At 73.6% G+C, this 21,976-nt stretch carries 16 protein-coding genes; 11 read left to right on the top strand and 5 right to left on the bottom strand.

The window, feature by feature from the left end:
- Nucleotides 1-35: 35 nt before the first annotated feature.
- Entirely contained in the window at nucleotides 36-2,144 is a 2,109-nt protein-coding gene (locus tag ABTY40_RS12350; protein ID WP_352059480.1) for a SpoIIE family protein phosphatase, read from the top strand.
- A 79-nt stretch (nucleotides 2,145-2,223) separates the two neighbouring features.
- On the opposite strand, the gene ABTY40_RS12345 is transcribed toward ABTY40_RS12350, so the two are convergent.
- Nucleotides 2,224-2,619 carry a RidA family protein gene (locus ABTY40_RS12345; protein WP_352059479.1) on the bottom strand — a complete coding sequence of 132 codons (396 nt, stop codon included), beginning with the start codon at nucleotides 2,617-2,619 and terminating at the stop codon, nucleotides 2,224-2,226.
- Nucleotides 2,620-2,751: 132 nt separating this feature from the next.
- Between ABTY40_RS12345 and ABTY40_RS12340 the strand changes: the two genes are divergently transcribed.
- A complete protein-coding gene (locus tag ABTY40_RS12340) occupies nucleotides 2,752-3,795 on the top strand; it encodes a helix-turn-helix transcriptional regulator (RefSeq protein ID WP_352059478.1) in 1,044 nt (347 codons plus the stop codon).
- A gap of 202 nt (nucleotides 3,796-3,997) precedes the next feature.
- Entirely contained in the window at nucleotides 3,998-5,278 is a 1,281-nt protein-coding gene (locus ABTY40_RS12335; RefSeq protein WP_352059477.1) for a serine hydrolase domain-containing protein, read from the top strand.
- 164 nt (nucleotides 5,279-5,442) lie between these two features.
- On the opposite strand, the gene ABTY40_RS12330 is transcribed toward ABTY40_RS12335, so the two are convergent.
- Complete coding sequence (locus tag ABTY40_RS12330) at nucleotides 5,443-6,366, bottom strand: serine hydrolase (protein ID WP_352059476.1); 924 nt, start codon at nucleotides 6,364-6,366, stop codon at nucleotides 5,443-5,445.
- A 509-nt stretch (nucleotides 6,367-6,875) separates the two neighbouring features.
- Between ABTY40_RS12330 and uppS the strand changes: the two genes are divergently transcribed.
- Together uppS and ABTY40_RS12320 are read left to right on the top strand one after the other, a co-directional pair.
- A complete protein-coding gene (gene uppS / locus ABTY40_RS12325) occupies nucleotides 6,876-7,601 on the top strand; it encodes a polyprenyl diphosphate synthase (protein ID WP_352059546.1) in 726 nt (241 codons plus the stop codon).
- On the top strand, nucleotides 7,598-9,076 hold the full coding sequence (locus tag ABTY40_RS12320) for an oxygenase MpaB family protein (RefSeq protein ID WP_352059475.1): 1,479 nt from the start codon (nucleotides 7,598-7,600) through the stop codon (nucleotides 9,074-9,076). The genes uppS and ABTY40_RS12320 overlap by 4 nt, the downstream gene beginning before the upstream one ends.
- Before the next feature lie 65 nt (nucleotides 9,077-9,141).
- Here the strand turns inward: ABTY40_RS12320 and ABTY40_RS12315 are convergent, their stop codons facing one another.
- Together ABTY40_RS12315 and ABTY40_RS12310 are read right to left on the bottom strand one after the other, a co-directional pair.
- Nucleotides 9,142-11,121: an ATP-binding protein gene (locus ABTY40_RS12315; protein ID WP_352059474.1), complete on the bottom strand. Its 1,980-nt coding sequence runs from the start codon at nucleotides 11,119-11,121 to the stop codon at nucleotides 9,142-9,144.
- Nucleotides 11,122-11,944: 823 nt separating this feature from the next.
- On the bottom strand, nucleotides 11,945-14,266 hold the full coding sequence (locus tag ABTY40_RS12310) for an Orn/Lys/Arg family decarboxylase (protein WP_352059473.1): 2,322 nt from the start codon (nucleotides 14,264-14,266) through the stop codon (nucleotides 11,945-11,947).
- A gap of 419 nt (nucleotides 14,267-14,685) precedes the next feature.
- Between ABTY40_RS12310 and ABTY40_RS12305 the strand changes: the two genes are divergently transcribed.
- Nucleotides 14,686-14,886, top strand: a complete 201-nt coding sequence (locus ABTY40_RS12305; RefSeq protein WP_352059472.1) for a DUF6479 family protein — start codon at nucleotides 14,686-14,688, stop codon at nucleotides 14,884-14,886.
- Complete coding sequence (locus ABTY40_RS12300) at nucleotides 14,883-15,152, top strand: DUF4235 domain-containing protein (RefSeq protein WP_352059471.1); 270 nt, start codon at nucleotides 14,883-14,885, stop codon at nucleotides 15,150-15,152. Before ABTY40_RS12305 ends, ABTY40_RS12300 begins: the two co-directional genes overlap by 4 nt.
- Nucleotides 15,153-15,489: 337 nt before the next feature.
- Here the strand turns inward: ABTY40_RS12300 and ABTY40_RS12295 are convergent, their stop codons facing one another.
- Nucleotides 15,490-15,762 (bottom strand): GlsB/YeaQ/YmgE family stress response membrane protein, encoded by a 273-nt coding sequence (locus ABTY40_RS12295; RefSeq protein ID WP_352059470.1) that lies wholly within the window; start codon nucleotides 15,760-15,762, stop codon nucleotides 15,490-15,492.
- 194 nt (nucleotides 15,763-15,956) lie between these two features.
- On the opposite strand from ABTY40_RS12295, the gene ABTY40_RS12290 reads away from it, so the two are divergent.
- The 4 genes from ABTY40_RS12290 (at nucleotide 15,957) to ABTY40_RS12275 (ending at nucleotide 21,942) form a co-directional block, all read left to right on the top strand.
- Entirely contained in the window at nucleotides 15,957-17,018 is a 1,062-nt protein-coding gene (locus tag ABTY40_RS12290) for a hypothetical protein (RefSeq protein ID WP_352059469.1), read from the top strand.
- A 276-nt stretch (nucleotides 17,019-17,294) separates the two neighbouring features.
- Complete coding sequence (locus tag ABTY40_RS12285; protein WP_352059468.1) at nucleotides 17,295-18,767, top strand: aldehyde dehydrogenase family protein; 1,473 nt, start codon at nucleotides 17,295-17,297, stop codon at nucleotides 18,765-18,767.
- Nucleotides 18,768-18,793: 26 nt separating this feature from the next.
- Nucleotides 18,794-20,356 carry an APC family permease gene (locus ABTY40_RS12280; RefSeq protein ID WP_352059467.1) on the top strand — a complete coding sequence of 521 codons (1,563 nt, stop codon included), beginning with the start codon at nucleotides 18,794-18,796 and terminating at the stop codon, nucleotides 20,354-20,356.
- On the top strand, nucleotides 20,353-21,942 hold the full coding sequence (locus ABTY40_RS12275; RefSeq protein ID WP_352059466.1) for a GMC family oxidoreductase: 1,590 nt from the start codon (nucleotides 20,353-20,355) through the stop codon (nucleotides 21,940-21,942). The genes ABTY40_RS12280 and ABTY40_RS12275 overlap by 4 nt, the downstream gene beginning before the upstream one ends.
- The last annotated feature ends 34 nt before the right edge of the window (nucleotides 21,943-21,976 follow it).

Below are 21,976 nucleotides of genomic sequence, written 5' to 3'. Positions count from 1 at the left end.
CCACGCCGCCGGGCCGCGGGCGAAGGGAGCAGGCCATGAGCGACGGCGCGCCGCCCGGGCCGGACGCGTCCGGCGCTCCGGAAGCCGGTGCCGACCGGCCGGCACCGGGGCGGGGCCTGCTCGACTTCCTGAACGTCGCGGCGGTCGTCCTGGACGCGAACGGCCGGATCGTCTTCTGGAGTCCGCAGGCCACCGACACGTTCGGCTACACCTCGCAGGAGGCGCTCGGCCGGTACGCCGCGCGGCTGCTGGTGGGGGAGGAGAACCGTGACCGGGCGGTGGAGCTGTTCGGCGGCGTCATGGGCACCGGACAGCCCTGGTCGGGAGTCTTTCCCGTCCGGCACCGCGACGGTGCGACGCGACCGGTGGAGTTCCGCTCCATGCGCCTGCTGGACGACCTCGGGGACGTGTACGCCCTGGGGATCGCCGTCGACCAGGCCGCCCTGCACGACGTCGAGAGCCGGCTGGCGCTCTCCGAACAGCTGGTGTCCCAGGCGCCCGTCGGCTTCGCCCTCCTGGACACCGATCTGCGCTACCGGCTGGTCAACCGGGCACTGGAACGGATCAACGGCGTGCCGGCCGCCGAGCACATCGGCCGGCACCCCCGGGACATCCATCCCGACTCCAAGGTGGAGACCGTCGAGAAGGCGCTGCGGCACGTGCTGACGAGCGGCGAGCCGCTCATCGACCAGCACTTCGTCGGACGCACCCGGGCCGATCCCGCGCACGACCACGCCTGGTCCGTGTCCCACTACCGGATCCACGACCCGGCCGGAGAGGTGATCGGCGTCGCCACGTCCGTGGTCGACATCACCGAGCGCCACCGGGCCGCGGCCGAGGCCGAGCAGGCCCGGCGGCGGCTCGCCCTGATCGCGGACGCCTCCACCCGGATCGGGACGACGCTCGGCGTCGAGCAGACCGCCCGGGAGCTCGCCGAGGTCGCGGCCGGAGACCTCGCGGACCTGGCCGCGGTCGACGTCCTGGACGGCGTGCTGTCCTGCCGCACCGCCGCACCGCGCGCGGACGGCCCGGAACTGTTCCGGGCCCTCGCCGTCGCCTCCGCCTTCCCCACGCACCTCACCGCCGTCGCGGACCCGGTCGGCGAGGTCGCCGCCTACGGCCCCGAGCGGCTGATCACCCGGTGCGTACGCACCGGACAGCCCGTCCTCGTGGCCCACTGCGACGAGCAGGACCTCCGGCGCATCGCCCGCAGTCCGCAGGCCGCCGCGACCCTCGCCAGGAGCGGGGTGCACTCCTACCTCGCCGTTCCGCTGATCGCCCGCGACGAGGTCCTCGGCGCCCTCGACCTCCTGCGCGTCCGCAACCCGGCGCCCTTCGACGCGGACGACGTGCTCCTCGCCCGCGAGCTCGCCGCCCGGGCCGCGGTCGCCATCGACAACGCCCGCTGGCACCAGAACGTCCGCACCGCCGCCGAGACCCTCCAGCGCAGCCTGCTGCCGCCCGCCCCGCCCCAGCGCCCCGGCCTGCGGATCGCCTCCCTCTACCGGCCGGCCCAGGCCGCCAACGAGGTCGGCGGGGACTGGTACGACGTGATCTCCCTGACCGGCGACAGGACCGCCCTCGTCATCGGTGACGTCATGGGGAACGGCATCGACGCGGCGGCCACCATGGGCCGGCTGTGCACCGTCGTCCGCGCCTACGCCGCGCTCGACCTGCCGCCCGACGAGATCCTCCACCACCTGGACGACCTCACCGACGGGCTGGAGCACTACATCGCCACCTGCCTCTACGCCACGTACGACCCGCACACCGGCCAGTGCCGCATCGCCAACGCCGGACACCTCCCGCCGGTCCTGACCCGCCCGGGCCACCGCCCCCAGCTGCTGCACCTTCCCAGCGGCGCGCCGCTCGGCGTCGGCGGGGTCGTCTTCGACACCACCACCGTCCATCTGCACCCGGGAGACCAGCTCCTGCTCTACACCGACGGCCTCGTCGAAACCCGTGACGACCCCATCGACGAGCGGCTCACCACCCTGCTGGCCGCCCTCGGCCCGGCGGGCCGCGACTTCGACTCGCTGTGCGGGCGGCTGGTCGACGCCATGCGGCAGCCCGAGGACCCCGACGACGTCGCTCTCCTCCTGGTCGAGGCAGGGCACCACACGGGCCGGCCGGGAAACCGCTGAGGGCCGGCTCCCGGGCCGGGCCCGCGTACCGGCGCCCGGACCGGCCGCTCCGATCGGCCGGGGCACCGGCGAGGCCGTCTCACGCGACGGCGGTGCCCTCCAGTTCGACCAGCTGTCCGGGGACCGCCAGCCGTGTCACCCCGAGCATCGTGGTGGCCGGGGCCACCCCGGCGGCGGCCAGCCGTGACACCAGCACGCCGTAGTGCGGGAAGAGCAGGTCGACGTCCGTGGTGTACACGTTGAGCCGGACGAGATGCGCCAGGGTCATGCCCGCCCCGGCGAGCACGGCCTCGACGTTGTCCAGGCTCAGGGCCAACTGCGCGGCCATGTCACCCTCGTGACGGGGCCTTCCGTCACCGTCCATCGCGGTCTGTCCCGAGAGGTAGAGGGTCCGCGTGTGCCCGGAGACCATCTCTCCCTGGTGGAAACCCATGTCGACCGACCAGGTCACCGGGTTGATCGCCGTACGCTCCACTGTCCATCAGCTCCGTTCGCAGTCAAGGGTTCGCCGGCCGGGGGCGCGCGGGGCGCCACCGCCGACGTCGTGCACACGAGCCTCTCCGCGAATCACGACACCCTCCGTCATGTATCTCCGTAGAGTTCGCCCATGCGCGCGGACCGGCTCGTCTCCCTGGTGCTGTTGCTCCGCCGTCACGGCAGGCTGACGGCGGACGCGCTCGCCCGTGAACTGGAGGTCTCGACCCGGACCGTGCTGCGTGACATCGAGGCGCTGTCCGCGGCCGGCGTCCCCGTCTACTCCGAACGCGGCCGGCACGGCGGGTTCGCGCTGTTGCCGGGTTTCCGCACCGAACTCACCGGTCTGAACCACGAGGAGGCCCTCGCCCTGCTGACCGCCGGATCCGGGCCCGGCCGGCGGGCGTTCGGGCTCGGGCCGGCGCTCGCCTCGGCGATGCGGAAGGTGGTCGACGCACTGCCGGAGGGCCACCGGTCCGCCGCGAGCGACGCGGCGCGCCGTCTCCTCGTGGAACCGGAGACCGATCTGCTCTCCCGCCCCCTCGTCACCGAGGAGGTGCCCGGCACCACGATGAACGAGGTCCGGCGCGCGGTACTCACCGGGCACAAGCTGCGCATCCGGTACGCGGCCACGGGCCAGGCACCTCGGTGGCGGACGGTGGACCCGATCGGCCTGGTCACCGCCCGCGACCGGGTCTACCTGCTGGCGACGCGATCGGGCGAGGACCGCACGTACCTGCTGTCGCGGGTCTCGGTCGCCGAGGAACTCCCCGAGGCGTCACAGCGTCCGGACAGGATCGATCTGGACCGGATCTGGCGCGAGCGCTGTGCGCGGTTCCTGTCCGACGGTCACATCGCCGTGCTGATACGGGTCGACCCGGCGCGCCGCGAGGACGTGCTGAACACCGCGGTGGCCGTCCGCGCGGAGGATCCGGAGGCGGACGGCCGGCTGCGCCTGGAGGTGACGTACCAGGATCTGCGGCACGCCGAGTGGGCGCTGTGGCAGCTCGGCCCGGACGCGGAGGCCCTGACACCGCCGGAGCTGCGGACCGCGCTGCGCGAGCGCGCCGTCGCCATGGCCGGCCGCTACGGAGAACAGGGCCCTTCTCGCGGTCGGGCCGGGCCAGGAAGCGGCGGCCGGCGGACCCGTGGCACCCCCCGCCGCACGATGCCGTGACGAACCGGTACGTCCGCCCCGGCCCGGGGAGACTCCCCGGTCCCGTCCGGATCCACCGCCCGCGCGGGGAACCTTTTCCGGACAGCTGCCCTCATGGTCAGTGGGCGGAGGGAGGCACGCGCACCGCGACGCGTTCCCCGCCCCGTGGTCGCACGGATCTCGTGTGCCACGCAAACCCGTGCAGAAGAAGCCGAGGAACCCTGTGCCTCTGTCGCCGCGCCGACGTCTGACCGTGAACGCCACCGTGATCGCCGCCCTCGCGGCGGGACTCGCCCCCACCACCAGCGCCTTCGCCACCGACGCCTCCGCCGCGCGTCCGGCGCCCCCTGCCGCGGCGGCGCCCGCGGCCCCCGCCGCGGACATGGAGGGTGTCGCCGCCGCGCTCAACTCGGCCTTGGCCAACGGCGCTCCGGGGGCGATGGCCCGGTTCTCCGGTCCCGAGGGCGTGGAGAGCCGCACCGCCGGTGTGCGGAACCGCGTGTCGGGCAGCCCCATGGACATCGACGCGCGCTTCCGCGTCGGCAGCGTCAGCAAGACGTTCTCCACGGTCGTGCTCCTCCAGCTCGTGCAGGAGGGGAAGCTGGAGCTCGACACGTCCGTCAACCAGTACCTGCCCGGCCTGCTCCCCGACGACCGCATCACGGTCCGTCATCTGCTCACCCACCGCAGCGGCCTGGCCGACTACACCAACGCGATGTTCGCCGACACCGTGCCGGGCTTCGAAGCCGTGCGGAACCGGGTCTTCAGCCACCAGGAGCTCGTCGACCTCTCCCTGAGCGAGCCCCGCACCACCGAGCCCGGCGTGGCGTACAAGTACTCCAACGCGAACTTCGTGGTCGTCGGCATGCTCATCGAGAAGCTCACGGGTCGCCCGTTGGCCGACGCCTACGAGCGCCGGATCTTCAAGCCGCTCAAGCTGCGCAAGACCTCGTACGTCCACCCCGACACCCGGATCAAGGGCCTGCACGTCCGGGGCTACCTGCACCCGGACGCGGCCGGCGAGCCGCTCGTGGACTCCACGGAGCAGACGGTGTCCTGGGCGCAGGCCGCCGGGGCCGTCATCTCCAGCCCCGCCGACCTGAACACCTTCACCAGCGCGCTCATGCGCGGGCGGCTGCTGTCCCCGGCCATGATGGAGGCCATGACGACCGTCACCCCGACGGACGCGACCAACACCCGTTTCTACGGACTGGGTCTGCGCCGCTACGACCTGTCCTGCGGCGTCCAGGTGTACGGCCACACCGGCACGGTGCAGGGCTTCTACACGTACGCCTTCTCGACCCGCGACGGGCGACGCAGTCTGTCGGCCGTGGCGAACACCTCGAACCACGGCATCGCCAACACGGCCCTCGGCGGCACGCTGGAGCCCGCCTTCTGCGGCAAGAAGCCGGCGGCGGCGCCGTCCGCGCGCTCCGCCGCCCCGGCCACGGCCGGTGACACCGCCCTGCGGCCCGCGGAGCGGGACCTGCCCGAGCGCCACTGAGGCGCCTCGCCGGGAGGTCCGACCCTCGCGCCCTCCCGGCGCCCCCGCCCTCTCCCGGGCTGCCCGGGCGAGGCGGTGACGCGGCAGAGGGGAGCGGGAGACGCCGCGGAGGGTCTTCCGCTCGGCCCCCCGCTCGCCTTCTTCGCCTGCGACCGGTGCGCGCGTCAGCCCTGGGGCACCGCGACGTACGCCTCCTGGGGCGTGCTGGTCGGTGTGTAGCGGGACGCGGTGGGCGCGGTCGGAACCAGATCCCGGTGGATCACCTTGGACACGGCCTGGATCGTGGTCACGCCGTGGTTCATCGTGCTGTTGCCGTCGGTGAGCACGGTGATCGTGTAGTCGTGGCCGGCGCCCTTGAACGCGCCGATGCTGTGCACGCGCCAGCCGCGCGTGGCGCGCTGCAGCCAGCCGTTCTTGACGTGCACGGACACGGAAGAGGGCGCGCCGGCCGGGGTACCCCACCTCTGCGAGGTGACGACGTTCCCCATGAGCCGGAGGATGTAGGCGCGGGAGTTGTCACTCAGGACGGAGTTCCGGGCGGTGATCAGCGAGAGCAGCCGCTGCTCGTCGGTCACGTTGATCCGGGTGAGCCCCCAGTAGCCGCCCGACCCGGGCACCGTCCGCGTCATGCCGGCAGCCGCCAGGAAGCCCTTCACCTTGGTGATGCCGAGCTGGTTCCACAGGGCGGTGGTGGCCGCGTTGTCGGACTTGGTGATCATGGCGGTCGCGAGGTTCGTCTCGCGCGCGGTCAGGTACCGGTTGGTCTTCTTGGCGTCCCAGAGCAGCGTGGCGAGGACGGTGACCTTCACGACGCTGGCCGAGTCGTACGCCTGCGTGGCGCGCAGCGTGCAGGTGGTCTTCGTGGTGCGGTCGTGCAGGCCGACCGCGACGGTTCCGGAGCGCGTGGCGAGGGCGGCGGTGATGTCCCTCTGGAGCTTGGCGGCGAGCCCGGCCTTGCCGGACGTGCAGCTGACCTGGGGCGTGGTGGCGGCGGACGCGGGCGCCGCGCCCGCCGCGACGGGTACGAGTATCCCGGCGGCGGCCACGAGCGGAAGCGCGCGGGCGCGCAAGGTTATGTGGTGAGTCATGTGATGTCCCCTGGAAACGAAAAAACGAACACGCCTACGGCGTGCTCGCCTTACATGACTCGGGAGCGTGCGGATGGTTGTACGAATCCCGGGGCTTTTCTCCGGTGCGCCGAGGCCCCCGTCGGGCGCGCGCTCGCGGAGGAGGCCGCGCCCGGGTCGGCGGCCCACGACGCCCCGGGCGACGCGCCGACGCGGCGGCCGATCGTGGCCATGGGGCGGATCACGGAGAATCGATCACATGAGCCAAGGATGACGGCACACCGTTCCGCGGGCCGCGTCCCCTTCCTGCCGTCAGACTCCTGGGAGCAACCCCTCGGGTGGGGCGGGCGTACGGGCGATACGGGGTGGGTGTGACCAAGCGCGGTGGCGACGACCGTGCCGTTCCGGGCAGGCCGGGGCCGGGCGAGCCGGGGCCGGGTGCGGCGCACCACGGCGCCCCCGGCGCGGGCACGGCGACGGAGAACCGCCCGCGCGGACGGCAGCAGGGCGACGCGCGTCGGCGCGACGACGTGCCGGGCCGTGCGGTGCCCCGGCACGTGGCCTGCGTGATGGACGGCAACGGCCGCTGGGCGCAGCGGCGTTCACTGCCCCGGACGGCGGGGCACCGGGCCGCGGAGACCTCGGTCATCGACGTCATCGAAGCGGCCCGGGCGGCCGGAGTCGAGTGGCTCAGCCTGTACGCCTTCTCCACCGAGAACTGGAACCGTCCCGGCACCGAGGTCGACGACCTGATGCGCCTGGTCCGACGGGTCGTGCGCAAGCACGCGACGCTGCTCCTCGCCCGCGGCATCCGCTGCCGCTTCCTGGGGGTCGCGGACCCCCGGATCCCCCGGGAACTGGCCCAGGACTTCGACGATCTGGCCACACTGACGGCCGACAACCGGAGGATGACGCTGACCGTCGCCTTCGACCACGGCGGACGCCGCGACATCGTCGAGGCCGCCAGGTCCCTGATCCGCAGCGGAACACCCGCCGACGCGGTGACCGAACGGCTCTTCGCGGACCACCTGCCCTTCCCCGACACCCCCGACGTCGACCTCGTCATCCGCACCTCCGGCGAGCAGCGCATCTCCAACTTCATGCTCTGGCAGGTCGCCTACGCCGAGTGGGTCTTCCCCGAGGTCCTCTGGCCCGACTTCCGGGCCCCCGACTTCCTCGCCTGCCTGCGCGCCTACCACCGCCGCGACCGCCGCTTCGGCGGCGTGCCGCCCCAGAAGAACGGAGACCCGTCATGACGACCGGAACCACGGGAACGGCCGACGAGCCACCCCTGTTCGGCACGGAATCACGGTTCCACGCCTTCTTCGACGATCCGCGCTGGGCGCTGGCCATGATCCGCGCCACCGTCCTGGAGGCCGCGCACCCGCAGATCGGCGCCGCCCTCGCCGACAACTCCACCTTCGTGGCCCACCCCTGGCGCCGGCTGCGCAACACCTTCCTCAGCATGCGGCGCATGTTCGACGCCGACCCGGCGGTGCGCGAGCGGGAAGCCGCCCGGCTCAACAGACTGCACGCCCGCATGAGCGGCACCGACTCCCGCGGCCGCGCCTACGACGCCCTGGACCGCCCGACCCGCGCCTGGGTGGTCGCCACCCTCTTCGAGAGCGCCGTCACCATGTACCGGCTCAGCGGCCAGCCGCTCGACCAGGACACCATGGAGCGCATGTACGCCGAGTACCGCACGTTCCTCGCGGCGCTCGACGGCGACGCCCGGGAGCTCCCCGAGGACCTGCACGACTTCTGGCGGTACTTCGACGGGGTCGTCGAGGACGAGCTGGAGAACACCGAGGCGGCCCGCGTCATCCTCTACCGGCTCTTCGACCACCTGCCCGCCCCGGCACTCCTCGACGGAGCGCCGACACTGTGGGCGGCCGGCCGGGCCGTCGTCGGCCCGCTCCTGGGCGCGATCACCGTCGCCTCGCTCCCCGAGCCGTACCGGCGCAGGGCCGGGCTGCCCGAGATGCCCGGCGTGCCGACCCTGATGCAGGGCGCCTACCTCGCCGCCGGGCTCACCCGCTTCCTGCCCGAGGGCTGGATCAACGCCGAGACCGTCATCGAGACCCTCTCCCTCTCGCCCGACAGCGACGACCCCCGCGCCCGGACCGCGGCCGCGCTGCGCGCCCGCGTGAAGCGGGCGTCGGCCCTGGTCCGCCTCCTCACACCCCTGGGCGGCGACACCGGCTCCGACCCCTTCCCGGCCGCCCGGGCAGCCTCGGCGGCGACGGAAGAGGGGCGGCGCTCGGCGGAGGAGTTCTTCCGCCAGGTGCTGGACCAGACCGGCGACGGCCACCTCGACTGGCCCGACCTCGCCGCCATGGCACGTGAACTGGCCACCCGCCTCGACCTGGACGAACCCGAGGAGACCCGGCTCTACGACGCCTTCGCCGCCTGGTGGCGCGAGCTCCAGGCCGCCCTCGACACCGACGGCGACGGCCGCGTCAGCGCCGCCGAGTACGCCGCCGCCGTACCCTCCCTCGCCGGCCCCGCGCTCATCCGCGTCGCCGAGGTGCTCTTCGACGCCACCGACAAGGACGGCAGCGGAACCATCGACGCCGACGAGTACCGGGCACTCTTCCGCACCGCCTTCCACCGGGACCTCGCCACCACCGGCGCCACCTACGGCCGCAGCGCCTTCGTGGGCGATTTCGTCTCCTTCATGTCCGGCCGCCGCACGAACACGCCGTACGACCCGCTGCTCGCCGACGCCTAGGGGGCGTCTCACCCGGCGCCCCCACCGTGCCGCGTACGAGCGGGGAAGGGCCGTACGCGTGTCCTTCACCGGGCCGGCCGGCCCGTCGGCGTCCGGGGCTCCGCCCGGGGGCCGGGGAGGCGCGGCCGGCCGGGCGGGAAGGGGGAGGAGCCGCGCTCCAGGCGGTCGAGCAGGCGGCTCAGGGCGGAGTGGGCCTGCGGGGCGTCGAGACGGGCGGCGAGCTGGGAGAGGGCGCGGCGGGCGCGGTGGCGGGCGCGGGCGGTGCGGCCCGTCCGGTGGTCGGTGAGGGCGCGGGCGTACTGGGCGAGGGCGACGGCCCAGGTGTCGTGGCAGGCGGACGGCTGGGCGAGGGCCCGCCGCGCGGTCCGGGAGGCGTGCGCGGGCGCGAAGTGGCTCTGGACGACCGCCAGGGCGGCCAGGCTGACCATCCGGGTGGGACCGCCCGGGGCGTGGTCCGGGACGGTGTCGGCGGCGTGCCGGTAGTGCCCGGCGGCGGCGAGGAGGTCACCGCGCCGCCAGGCGAGCGTGCCGTGCGCGTGCGCCACGCGGCCGACGAGGGCGTCGTCGCCGGTGAGGACGGCGGTGGTCCAGGCCCGGTCCAGCAGCGCGCGCGCCGTGACCGGGTCGGCCCCGGCGGTGAGCCAGCCCGCCAGCCACTGGCCCCGGGCGGCCTGATGACTGTCGGCCGGGAGGAGGGGCAGCAGCGCCAGGAGATGACCGGCGCCCTCCCGGGCACGCTGCTGGGTCACCCACCAGAACCACAGGTGGAGCGCCGTCTCCAGGGCGATGTCGGCCCGGTCGGGACGGCGGGCGGCCCGGCCCAGCAGGCCCTCCAGGTCCGGGAGTTCGTCGTGGACCAGCCGGACGGCCTGCTGCTGCAGGCCCGTGTTCCACAGCGTCTCCGCCACCGCGGCCACGCTCCGGCAGTGACGGGCGTGCCGCTCCTCCAGCGCGGGCGCCTCACCCGCCGCGGCCAGGCGTTCGGTCCCGAAGTCGCGGGCGGACCGGGTCAGCCGGTAGCGCGGTTCGCACACCGCGCCGTGCTCCCCGCGCCGGTCGAGCACCCCGTTCGCGGTCAGTTCGGCGAGCGCCCGCGGCACGTCCTCGGCGGCGAGGCCGGCGCTCTCGCACACGAACGACGCGGCCTGCTCGGTGAAGGAGCCCGCGAACACGCTGAGACCGCGCCAGACGGCCCGTACGGCCGGGGCGCACAAGGCGTGCACGGCGCCCAGGGACGCCCTCACCGAGCGGTGCCGCCGCACGGCCGTGCCGGGGCCGGGAGCGGTGAGCCAGCACTGCCCGTGCGCCAGGCGGGCGGCGAGCCCGCTCACGCTGGTGTGCTCCAGCTGGGCCGCGGCCAGTTCCAGAGCCAGCGGGACGCCCTCCACCAACGCGCACACCCGGTCCACCGCGTGCCGGTCCCCGGGGGCGATCCGCCCGTGCCGGAGCGCCCGGGCGTGGAACAGCGCGGCGGCGGGGGAAAGGCCCGCCGCCGGCGGATCGGTGGGCAGCGGGCCGAGGCGCAGGACGTGCTCCGCGCCGAGACCGAGGGGGCGGCGCGCCGTGACGAGCACCCGCAGGTCCGGCAGGCTCATCAGGAGGGACTGGGTCAGCCGGGTGCAGTCGGCGTGCACCGGGTCGACGTCGTCCAGGACGAGGAGCAGTTCGCCGCCGATGACGGACCGCACCGCGGTGGCGAGGTCGGGGGAGGCGGTCCGGCCCGGCGCCTCGGTCGCGGCGTCCAGGGCCCGGGCGATCCGCGCCGCGAAGGCCCAGGGGCCGGCCGGAACGCCGTCGTGCCACCGGACCCGGATCACCGCCTGCCAGGGACCGGCCTCCGGCACGGCCACGGCCGCCAGGGCGAGCCGGCTCTTGCCGACGCCGGCCGCGCCCGTCATGGTGACCAGCCGGTGCGCGGCCAGGGCCGCTCGCAGCGCCGACGTCTCGGCCTCCCGCCCCACCAGGCCGGGGCTGCTCCCGCCGGGGTGGTCCGTGGTCCGGACGTCGTATCCGTGGCCCGCACGAGGCACGTTCGCCACTCCCATGATCAGTTCGTCCTCCCGTTCGTGACGCCCCGACGACGGCAAACGATTCCCGAAGTCCGCAGGTCCCGGTTGCAGAACCGTCACTGCAGAAGCGTCACTGCACCCCAACGTCTCCCCGGCACGGGAAGTAGCGCCGACGCCGCCCGCATCACCCGTCACGGTGAAAAGCGGGGCGCGCGGGAGCTGAGGGGCCGGACCGTTTCCGGGTGGGGGATGCCGTCGGCGGGCTTCACTCGAATGCCGCGTTCCCTGTCTCGGGAAGGGTCGTTGTGCGGGGTGCGACAACGGAAACCGAATTTGTTTCGAATGTGACGACTCTTAAGAGCAGGAACGTTCCGGCTCGTCGCGGTGGACGGAGGCGGACGGCTACCGCCCCCTCGGCCTGGAGGCCATCTGGAACACTCCGCGACACTCCTCCGCCGAACGGGCCTCTGAGTGGGCCGGCGAGCGGCGGCAACCGGCCGCCGCGTACCGGACGTGTGCGCAGGAGGAGGACGAGACCCCGGAAGAAACGTTCGTCCGCTCGCGGTGAGGGCGGATGCCTCCCCTGCCCACGCCGGGGCGGAAGCGCATGCCCGGGGAGCGGCTGCGAGGAGGGGCTCACGCGCCGAGCCCTCCCCCTACCCGCCCGGTTGAGTCCCCGTGGCCGCTCTCCTCGCCCTCCTGTCCCTGCTGTTCCTGCTGTTCCTGTGGTCCCTCGTTTCCGAGCGGCTGACCCGCCCGAGCGTCACGGCGCCCCTCGCGTCCGCGGCGGTCGAAGCCGTGCCGACGGGCGGCGACCGGCCGGCGGTCTCGTTCTCCAGGGATACGCGGCGCGGGCGGCTCAGGCGGGGGAGCGGCGAACGCATTCGATCAGATAGTCGCCGGACTCCGGATCGACCGTCACCCCGTGCGCCTCGCTGTGGAAGCCGGGGAACTCCCGGTCGAACGCCTCCAGCGCCCCCAGATACCGCAGCAGCGGGCCGTCGGGCGTGCCCGTGGACTCGCCGGGCATGAGGACCGGGATGCCGGGCGGAGTCACCGTCACCATCGCGGCGGCGACCCGGCCCGCGGCCTCCGCCAGACGCAGCCGCTCCGTGCCGCCCCGGATGAGGCGCTGGTAGCAGCGCTGGGGCGGCTCGACCGGCTCGGGCAGCTGCTGGAACGCGGCGTCCAGGGACGCGATCAGCTCCCCGCTCGCGAGGTGCTCGTGCATGTCCTGGCAGAGTCCGCGCAGCGTTCCGCCGCCGTAGCGCAGCGGGTACTGCTCCACCAGGCCGGGCAGCACCTCCTCCAGCGGAGCGTCGGCGTCGTACAGGGACTTGAAGTCCATCAGGGCGTCCATGAGCGTGCCCCACTTGCCCTTGGTGATGCCCATGGAGAACAGGATCAGGGTGGTGTAGCTGTCGGTCTTCTCCACCACGATGCCCCGGTCCGCCAGGTACGCGGTGAGGACGCGGGCCGGGATGCCCCAGGGCGAGGTCTCCCCGGAGGCGGTGACCCCCGGGCACGTCAGCGTGACCTTGATGGGGTCCAGCATGCAGTAGCCCTCGGTGAGCCCCTCGAAGCCGTGCCATGCGGCCCCCGGCTCCAGTTGCCAGCAGGACGGCTCGGAGCGCAGCAGCGCGGCGGGCGCGTCGGCGAAGGCGACCGGGGTGCCGGTGGCCGGGTCGGTGACGGTGTCCGGCTGCCACACGCCGAAGAACCACTCCGGGCGGTCGCCCGCCTCGGCGACCCGGCGGCCGGTGCGGACGACGGCCTGCCGGAAGCGGATCGCCTCGGTCACCGCCTCGTCGATCAGCCACTCGCCCTGGGGGCCGTCCATCATGGCGGCCGCCACGTCCAGGGAGGCGATCGCCGGGTAGAGCGGGGACGTCGTCCCGTGCATCATGTACGCCTCGTTGAAGCGCTCGTGCTCGACGGGTGCCCGGGGTGACGACCGGACGTGCACCATCGCGCCCTGCGACAGCGCCGCCAGCAGCTTGTGGGTCGACTGGGTGGAGAACACCGTGGGCCGCTCCGGGCCGGGGAGCGTGTCGGGCCCGACGGCCATGCCGTACCGCCCGGCGTACAGCGGATGGAAGCGGGCGTACGCGAACCAGGCCTCGTCGAAGTGGAGGCGCGGCGTGCTCGGGGCGAACGCGCGGGCCGTCGCCACCGTGTCGTAACACAGCCCGTCGTACGTCGAGTTGGTCACCACCGCGTACTGTGCCTCCGGCGCGACGGCGCCGGCCGCCAGGGGGTTCTCCGCGACCCGGGCCGCGACCGCCCCGGGCGCGATCGCGTGCGGGGGGAGCGGGCCTGCGAGGCCGTACCCGTTGCGGGTCGGCACCAGGTAGACGGGGCGGGCGCCCGAGATCACCAGGCCGTGCAGGACCGATTTGTGACAGTTCCGGTCGACCAGGGCGATCTCGTCGGCGGTCACGCTGTAGTGGCCCACCATCCGGTCGGCGGTGGAGTTGCCGTGCAGGACGAAGTACGTCCGGTCGGCCCCGAAGACCCGGGCGGCGTTGCGCTCCGCGTCGCCGATGGGCCCGTTGTGCTCGAAGAGGGAACCGAGCGCGCCGACGGAGATCGACAGGTCGCTGCGGAACAGGCGCTCGCCGAAGTACTCGAAGAAGGCGCGGCCGGTCGCGGACTTGAGGAAGGCGACACCGCCCGAGTGCGCCGGAGTGTGCCACGAGTACTCGTGGGCGTCGTCGAAGCGCCGCAGCGCCTTGAAGAACGGCGGCAGGATGTCCTGGTGGTAGGCCTGGGCCGCCGCCACGATGCGCCCGGCGATGAAGGTCGCGGTGTCCTCCAGCGGCCAGACGTAGCCGATCACCGCCTCCGAGACCCACAGCGGCAGCCGTTCGAGGTCGTGGTCGGAGTCGTCGTTCATCAGCAGGAAGACCGGCAGCCGCTTCCAGCGGCGCTGGATCCGGCGGAGTACGTCCGCGCCGCCGCCCTCCCCGTCGGTGCCGCCGGGCAGGTCCCAGGCGATCACGGCGGCCGAGAGCCCGGCCTCGGTCCGCAGGGTGGCCCCCGCCTCCTCGGCGCTGACGGCCCAGCGCGGCTCCAGGCCCCGGTTGTCCAGCTCCTTGCCGATGCGGCGCACCTGCTCGGTGCTGACACCGCCGGCCAGGGGGTTCTCGCGCAGTGCCAGCAGCACGCTGTTCCGTGTCATGTGTACGCCTCCGGTGGGGGGTGTGCCGATCCGCCGTGTTTGTCGGCTGCGGCACAGTGTGGGGGGCGCGGGAGGGGCGCGAATCGATCTTTCCCGCCGCTTTCACTCGCAGGTGGTAGCACTCGGGCGGAGGCGACGGCCGGTTGCGGCGAGGAGGCGGGCCGGTCCGGCCGGCCCGCCGCGCCCACCGTGTCCCGCTCGGTACGCATCCGGCCCCGCGGACCCCGTGCCCTCGTTCGGGCGGCGGGGACGCCGGAAACGGCCCCGCTCGGAGCCGTCGCCGCTCCCGCCGCCCGCGCATGGGGGCGCTCCGCCGGGGTACTCGGCACGCGATCACCTTCGCCGCCGCGCGGGGGCCGGCGCGAGAACGCGCGCCCGCCCCCGTACCGGCGCGGACCACCGTCGATGGGAGAGATGCCATGATCGCCACCAGCCCTCCAGCCGTCCCGCTCGCAGCCTCCGGTTCGTCCTCGATGCTGATGCCGCTCGTCGGGATCGTGGTGGTCCTGGTGCTCATCGCGGCGTTCTGGTGGGGGAGCAGGCGGGTCGCCCGCAGGCGCCGTTCCGTGGGATCGGTCCAGCCGCCGGCCTCCACGCGGCGGGGGGAGGGGACGCGATGAAGAAGACGGCGATCCTCTACAAGCCCGTCTCCCTGACCGTGGGCACGGCGGGCGGTCTGCTGGCCGGAGCGGCCTTCAAGCGGGTGTGGCGGCTCCTCGGCCACGACGACACCGACGCGCCCAACGCCACCGACGAGGACCGGCGGTGGGGCGAGGTGCTGCTGGCGGCGGCGATCCAGGGTGCGATCTTCGCCCTGGTGAAGGCCGCCGTCGACCGGGGCGGGGCCACCGCCGTGCGTCGGCTCACCGGCGCCTGGCCCACCTGACCGCGCGCCCTCACACCGTACGAGCCCCTGGACGCGCGCCGTCCGGGGGCTTTTCGGCTGCCCGGACACCGTGACGTCCTCGGCGGGGCCACAACGTACCCCTCGCCCCGCCGCCCAGGGGCCCACGGTGGGGAGTGCGGTCACCGCAGCGGGGACCGCCCCCCGGACGCCACCTCCCGTACGCCACCCCCCGGACACGGCTTCGCCCCGCACACGCTTCCGTGTGCGGGGCGAAGGGTGCCCGGGAGCCGGAGGGCGTCCGGCCCCCGTCCTGGGCGTGCGGCCCTGTCGTGCCGGGCCGCGCGGTGAGGGGCCGCGGTGCGGCCCCTCACGAGTGTCAGGCGTGGTGGGTGCGACGACCCGCGACGGCGCGGTAGATCAGCAGCAGGATGATCGACCCGATGATGGCGGCCACCCATGTCGAGAGCTCGAAGAACCCGTCCACGGCCTCGACGCCGAAGATCACCTTGCCCAGCCAGCCTCCGAGCAGGCCGCCCGCCACGCCGATGAGGGTCGTGACGACCAGCCCGCCAGGATCCCGGCCGGGCGTGAGTGCCTTCGCGATGAGCCCGGCCAGCAGCCCGATGATGACCCAGGCGATGATTCCCATGATGTGCCTCGTCTCCTTCGAGTTCTGCGTTGTGCCTCCCTCTTCGGGTGGACACGAACACCGTTTCTAAACCTTCCGGCCTCGCGGGAGACGCCGCGTTCGGCGGGCGAGAGACCCGGAGCGTGGCATTCCGGGCCGAGTACGATGCGCGCGAAGATCGTCGTACGCATGAACGAAAGGGCGTCCGCGCCACCATGTCCGGCTCCCCGAGCTCCGCGCCCCTCCCGCCCTCCTCCGCACCGCTGCCCTGGTGGCGGACGAGCACCGCACGGGTGGCGGCGATCGCCGCCGTGCCGCTGCTCGGGCTGATCAACGACCGCCTGGGCGGCGTGATGCTGCTGATCGCCCTGGTGCTGCTGTGGTGGCGCAGCTCCTGGCCCAAGCGGGGCCGTGTCGTCGCCTCGGTGGTGGCCGCGGCCCTCCTCGGAGCCGTCCTGCCCGATCAGCCGGCGCCCGCTCCGGACCGCGCCGCCGGGGCAGCCGCCCGCGCCGACGCGAAGCCCGTGGCCTCCCCGACCCGCTTCCCCGGCTTCCCGCGCCCCTCGCGGACGACGCCCGAGCCCACCATGCCCACGGTCCCGGACTTCACGGGCGACTCCCTCGACATCGCCTTCCCCCGCTCGCGGCGGCTCGGACTCACCGTGACCTACCACGACGCCTCCGACCAGAAGCGGCGGGTGGAGGGGCGCTCGCTGTGGAAGGTGTGCTTCCAGAAGACCTCCGGCACCCCCGGCGACCCGGCCGTCGACTTCGCCGTCGTCCGCGACGAGGAACCCTGCCCGCCGGCGGAGGGCCGCCCGGTGCCCTGGCCGAGGATGCCCGAAGTGGTCGGGACGGCCTGGCGCGCCGCCGTCGCCGAGGTGGTGGGAGCGGGCGTGCCCGAGGACCGGCTGTACGCCGAGGCGGCGTACCTCAACGACGTGCTGCCCGCCGAGGGCGCGTACGAGGAGTGGCGGGTGTGCCGGCAGGACCCCGCCGAGGGCGAACCGGTCACGGACGAGGTCCGGACGGTGACGCTCTCCCTGACCGCGCCCGGCACCGGCTGCCCTGACCCCGACCGGGGCCGGGACGCCCGGCTGCCGGACCGCGACGGCGACGGGGATCCCGACCGCGTCGACCCGTACCCCGGCGACCGCGACCGCACCCGCCTCCACCCCGACGGGCGGCCGAGCGGCTCCGACTCCTGGGGCGGCTCCGGCGGTTCGGGCGGATCCGGCGGCGGCTGGAGCCCCTGCCGGCACACGCGGTGGTGCTGACCGCCCTCCGGTGACCCGGGCGGCCCCGGCCACCCGCCCACCGCCTCGGCGCCCTTCTCTCCCTTCCGGCAGTGCCGCTGCCAACCCGTCGGACAAGCCGCCCGTTTCACGACATGACGCCGGCCCTTTCTCCCTCCGGGCACCGCCCGCGCGGCCCGGCGACCTCCTCCTCACGCGCGTGTGGAACCTCACATTCGGCATGGAACGCGAACGCCGGGTGAGGCACCCGTCCGCAAGGACGCGCCGCAAGGGCGCTGACCAGGAGGAACGAGAAGCATGCCCGAACTCTTCATCGGCGGAGCCTGGCGGTCCGCGCTCGACGGCCGGACCCGGGAGATCCGGTGCCCCGCCGACGGAAGCCTCGTCGCGGTCGTCGACGAGGCCGGCGGCAAGGACACCGTCGAGGCCGTCGCGGCCGCCCGCCGCGCCTTCGACGAGGGACCGTGGCCCACCACCCCGGCCGCCGAGCGGGGCGACCTGCTGCTGCGCGTCGCCGGTCTGCTGGAGCGCGACAAGGACGCACTGGCCCGCGCCGAGTCCCTCGACACCGGCAAGCGCCTGGTGGAGAGCGCGTACGACATCGACGACGTCATCGCCTGCTTCCGCTACTTCGGGCGGCTCGCCGGCACCGAGACGGGCCGGGTCGTGGAGACCGGCACCCCCACGGCGGAGAGCACCGTGGTGTACGAGCCGGTCGGCGTCTGCGCGCTGATCACCCCCTGGAACTACCCCCTGCTCCAGACGGCCTGGAAGGTGGCCCCGGCCCTCGCCGCCGGCAACACCTTCGTCCTCAAGCCCAGTGAACTCACCCCGCACACCGCCCTCCACCTCATGCGCCTGCTCGCCGAGGCGGGGCTCCCCGACGGCGTCGCCAACCTGGTGCTCGGCGCGGGCCCCGAGGCGGGCGCGCCGCTGGCCGAACACCCCGACGTCGACCTGCTCTCCTTCACCGGCGGGGTGCGGACCGGCCGCCGGCTGATGGCGGCCGCCGCCGCCACCGTGAAGAAGGTCGCCCTCGAACTGGGCGGCAAGAACCCGAACATCGTCTTCGCGGACGCCGACTTCGACGCCGCCGTCGACATGGCGCTCACCGCGGTCTTCCTCCACTCAGGGCAGGTCTGCTCGGCCGGGGCCCGCCTCCTCGTGGAGGACCGGATCCACGACCGGTTCGTGGACGAACTCGTGCGCAGGGCGGGCGACATCCGCCTCGGCGGCCCCTTCGACGAGGCCGCCAGGACCGGGCCGCTCATCTCCGCCGAACACCGCGCCAAGGTCGAGGCGTACGTCGAGAAGGGCATCGCCGAGGGCGCGGTACTGCGCTGCGGCGGCGCCCGTCCCCAGGGCGCGGACTTCGAGCGGGGCTTCTACTACCTGCCGACCGTGCTGGACGAGTGCCGGGCAGGCATGGAGGTCGTCCGCGAGGAGTCCTTCGGCCCCGTCCTCACCGTCGAACGGTTCCGCGACGGTGACGAGGACCACGCGGTCGAGCTGGCCAACGACACCATCTACGGCCTCGCCGGCGCCGTCTGGACCGGCGACGAGGCCCGCGCCCGCCGGATGGCCCGGCGGCTGCGCCTCGGCACGGTCTGGATCAACGACTACCACCCGTACGTGCCGCAGGCCGAGTGGGGCGGCTTCAAGCAGTCCGGCACGGGCCGGGAGCTGGGCCCGGCGGGCCTGGCGGAGTACCGCGAGGCGAAGCACATCTGGCGCAACACCGCGCCGGCCGCGCAGCGCTGGTTCGAGTAGTCCGCCCCACCGTCGAGGAGTCACCCATGACCGCAGCACCGCCCGGGCCCGCCGTGGCCCGTGACGACGACGAGCTCGCCGAGTTCGGCTACCGGCCGGAGCTCAAGAGAACACTCGGCACCTTCCACACCTTCGCCGCCGGCATCTCGTACATCTCCATCCTCACCGGCACCTTCCAGCTGTTCTACTTCGGGTTCGCCAGCGGCGGACCCGCCTACTGGTGGTCCTGGCCGATGGTCTTCGCCGGCCAGTTCATGGTGGCGCTCTGCTTCGCCGAGCTGGCCGCCCGCTACCCGGTGGCGGGCTCCATCTACAACTGGTCCAAGAAGGTGGGCAATCCGCACATCGGCTGGCTCGCCGGCTGGATGATGCTCCTCGCCTCGGTGGTGTCGATCGCCGCCGTCGCCCTCGCCTACCAGCTGACCCTCCCTCAGATCTCTTCGGCCTTCCAGATCGTCGGGGACGGGACGGGGCCCTACGACACGGCGACCAACGCGGTCCTCCTCGCCGCCGTGCTGATCCTCTTCACCACGCTCGTCAACGCCTTCGGCGTGAAGCTGATGGCACGGATCAACACCGCCGGCGTCTTCCTCGAACTGATCGCCACCGTCGTCCTCATCGTCCTCCTCGCCGTCAACGTCGTGCGCGGCCCCGAGGTCGTGACCGACACCGCCGGCACCGGCACGGGCCAGCCCTTCGGCTACCTCGGCGCGTTCCTCGTCGCCTCCCTCGCCTCGGCGTACGTGATGTACGGCTTCGACACGGCCGCCTCGCTCGGCGAGGAGTCCCTCGACCCCTCGCGCAACGCGCCGCGCGCCATCCTCCGCGCGATCGTCGCCTCCTTCGTCCTGGGCGGCCTCATCCTCATCCTCGCCCTCATGAGCGTCTCCAGCCTCAGGGGCGGGAAGATCTCCACCGACGGCCTCCAGTACGTCGTCCTCGACGTGCTCGGCCCGACGGCCGGCAAGGCGATGCTCTGGTGCGTCCTCATCGCCGTCACCGTCTGCGCGCTCGCCGTCCACACCGCCGCCGTCCGCCTCGCCTTCGCGATGGCCCGGGACAACAACCTGCCCGGCGCGTCCCGGCTGTCGAAGGTCAGCCCCCGCTTCGGCACCCCCGTCCTGCCGACCGTGATCATCGGCGTCCTGGCGCTGGCCATCCTGCTGGTCAACATCCGTCAGCCGCAGATCTTCACCGTCGTCACCAGCATCGGCATCATCATGATCTACCTCGCCTACCTGCTGGTCACGGGACCCATGCTGGTCGCCCGGCTGCGCGGCCGCTGGAAGCCCGCCGAGGGCAAGTTCTCCCTCGGCCGCTGGGGCCTGCCCGTCAACATCCTCGCCGTGCTGTGGGGCGCGGGCATGACCCTCAACCTCATCTGGCCGCGCGCCGCCGTCTACAACGCCACCGCCCCCCACCACTGGTACCTGCGCTGGGGTGCCGTCCTCTTCGTCGGCGCCATCGCGCTCGGCGGATTCACCTACTACTGGTTCGTGCAGCGGCACCGCACCGGAGTCCTCGCCGAACACGCCGCCCCGGCGGCCCCCGAACAGCCCGCCGCACCGAAGGAAGCCGTCGCCCGATGACCGACACCACCCGCACCCCCGAGACCCACGGCACCCACGAGACGTTCGACTACGTGGTGGTCGGCGGCGGCACGGCGGGCAACGTCGTCGCCGCCCGGCTGAGCGAGGACCCGTCCGTGTCGGTCTGCGTCCTGGAGGCCGGCCCCAGCGACGTCGGCGACGACAACGTCCTGAAGCTGGAACGCTGGATGGGCCTCCTCGAATCCGGCTACGACTGGGACTACCCCGTCGAACCCCAGGCCAGCGGCAACAGCTTCATGCGCCACGCCCGCGCCAAGGTCCTCGGCGGCTGCTCCTCCCACAACTCGTGCATCGCCTTCTGGGCCCCCGCCGAGGACCTGGACGACTGGGCCGCGGCCGGCTGCACCGGCTGGAGCGCGGCGGACCTCTTCCCGCTCTACCGGCGCCTGGAGAACAACGACGCGCCCGGCGATCACCACGGCCGCACCGGCCCCGTGAAACTGCGCACCCTCAAGGGCGGCGACCCCTGCGGCACCGCCCTGCTGGAGGCCTGCGCACAGGCGGGCATCCCCACCACCCCCTTCAACACCGGCCGGACCGTGGTGCGGGGCGCGAACTGGTTCCAGATCAACTCCGACGAGAACAACATCCGCCAGTCGTCGTCGGTCGCCTACCTGCACCCCGTCATGGGCAAGCGCCCCAACCTGGAGGTACGCACCGGGGTCCGGGCCAAGCGGCTCCTCTTCGACGGGGACCGCTGCACCGGAGCCGAGTACCTCGACCCGGACATGATCCACAGCCGCACGGTCCGCGCCCGCCGCGAGGTCGTCGTCTCCTGCGGCTCCATCGACACCCCGAAGCTCCTGATGCTCTCCGGCATCGGCCCGGCGGAGCACCTGCGCGAGGTCGGCGTCGACGTCCGCGTCGACGCGCTCGGAGTCGGCGAGAACCTCCAGGACCACCCGGAGGGCGTGATCATGTGGGAGGCGAAGCAGCCCATGACCACCACCTCCAGCCAGTGGTGGGAGGCCGGCATCTTCTACGACACCGAGCCGGGACTCGACCGCCCCGACCTGATGTTCCACTACGGCTCCGTGCCCTTCGACATGAACACCGCCCGGCACGGTTACCCCACCTCCGAGAACGCCTTCTGCCTGACCCCCAACGTCACCCGCGCCAAGTCGCGCGGCACCGTCCGGCTCCGCACCCGCGACTACCGCGACAAGCCGAAGGTCGACCCCCGCTACTTCACCCACGAGCACGACGTCCGGGTGATGACCTACGGCCTCAAGCTGGCGCGCCGCATCGCCGCACAGCCCGCGCTCGCCGGCTGGGCGGGCGCCGAGCTCGCCCCCGGGCCCGAGGTCCGTACCGACGACGAGCTGCTCGACTACATCCACAAGACGCACAACACCGTCTACCACCCGGCCTGCACGGTGAAGATGGGCGCGGACGACGACCCGACGGCGCCGCTCGACGCCCGCCTGCGCGTCAAGGGCGTCCGCGGCCTGCGCGTCGCGGACGGCTCCGTGATGCCGGACCTCGTGACCGTCAACCCGTGCATCACCACGATGATGATCGGCGAGAAGTGCGCGGACCTGCTCCGCGAGGACGCCCGGGCCTGACGGGAGCGTCACCGTACGGGGCCCGTAGCCCCCG

Origin of the sequence: Streptomyces sp. NPDC126503, from assembly GCF_040302405.1 — a bacterium.
GTDB lineage: Bacteria > Actinomycetota > Actinomycetes > Streptomycetales > Streptomycetaceae > Streptomyces > Streptomyces gulbargensis.
The sequence above is the reverse complement of the archived record's forward strand: the minus strand, read 5'-3'. Positions and strand labels throughout refer to the sequence as shown.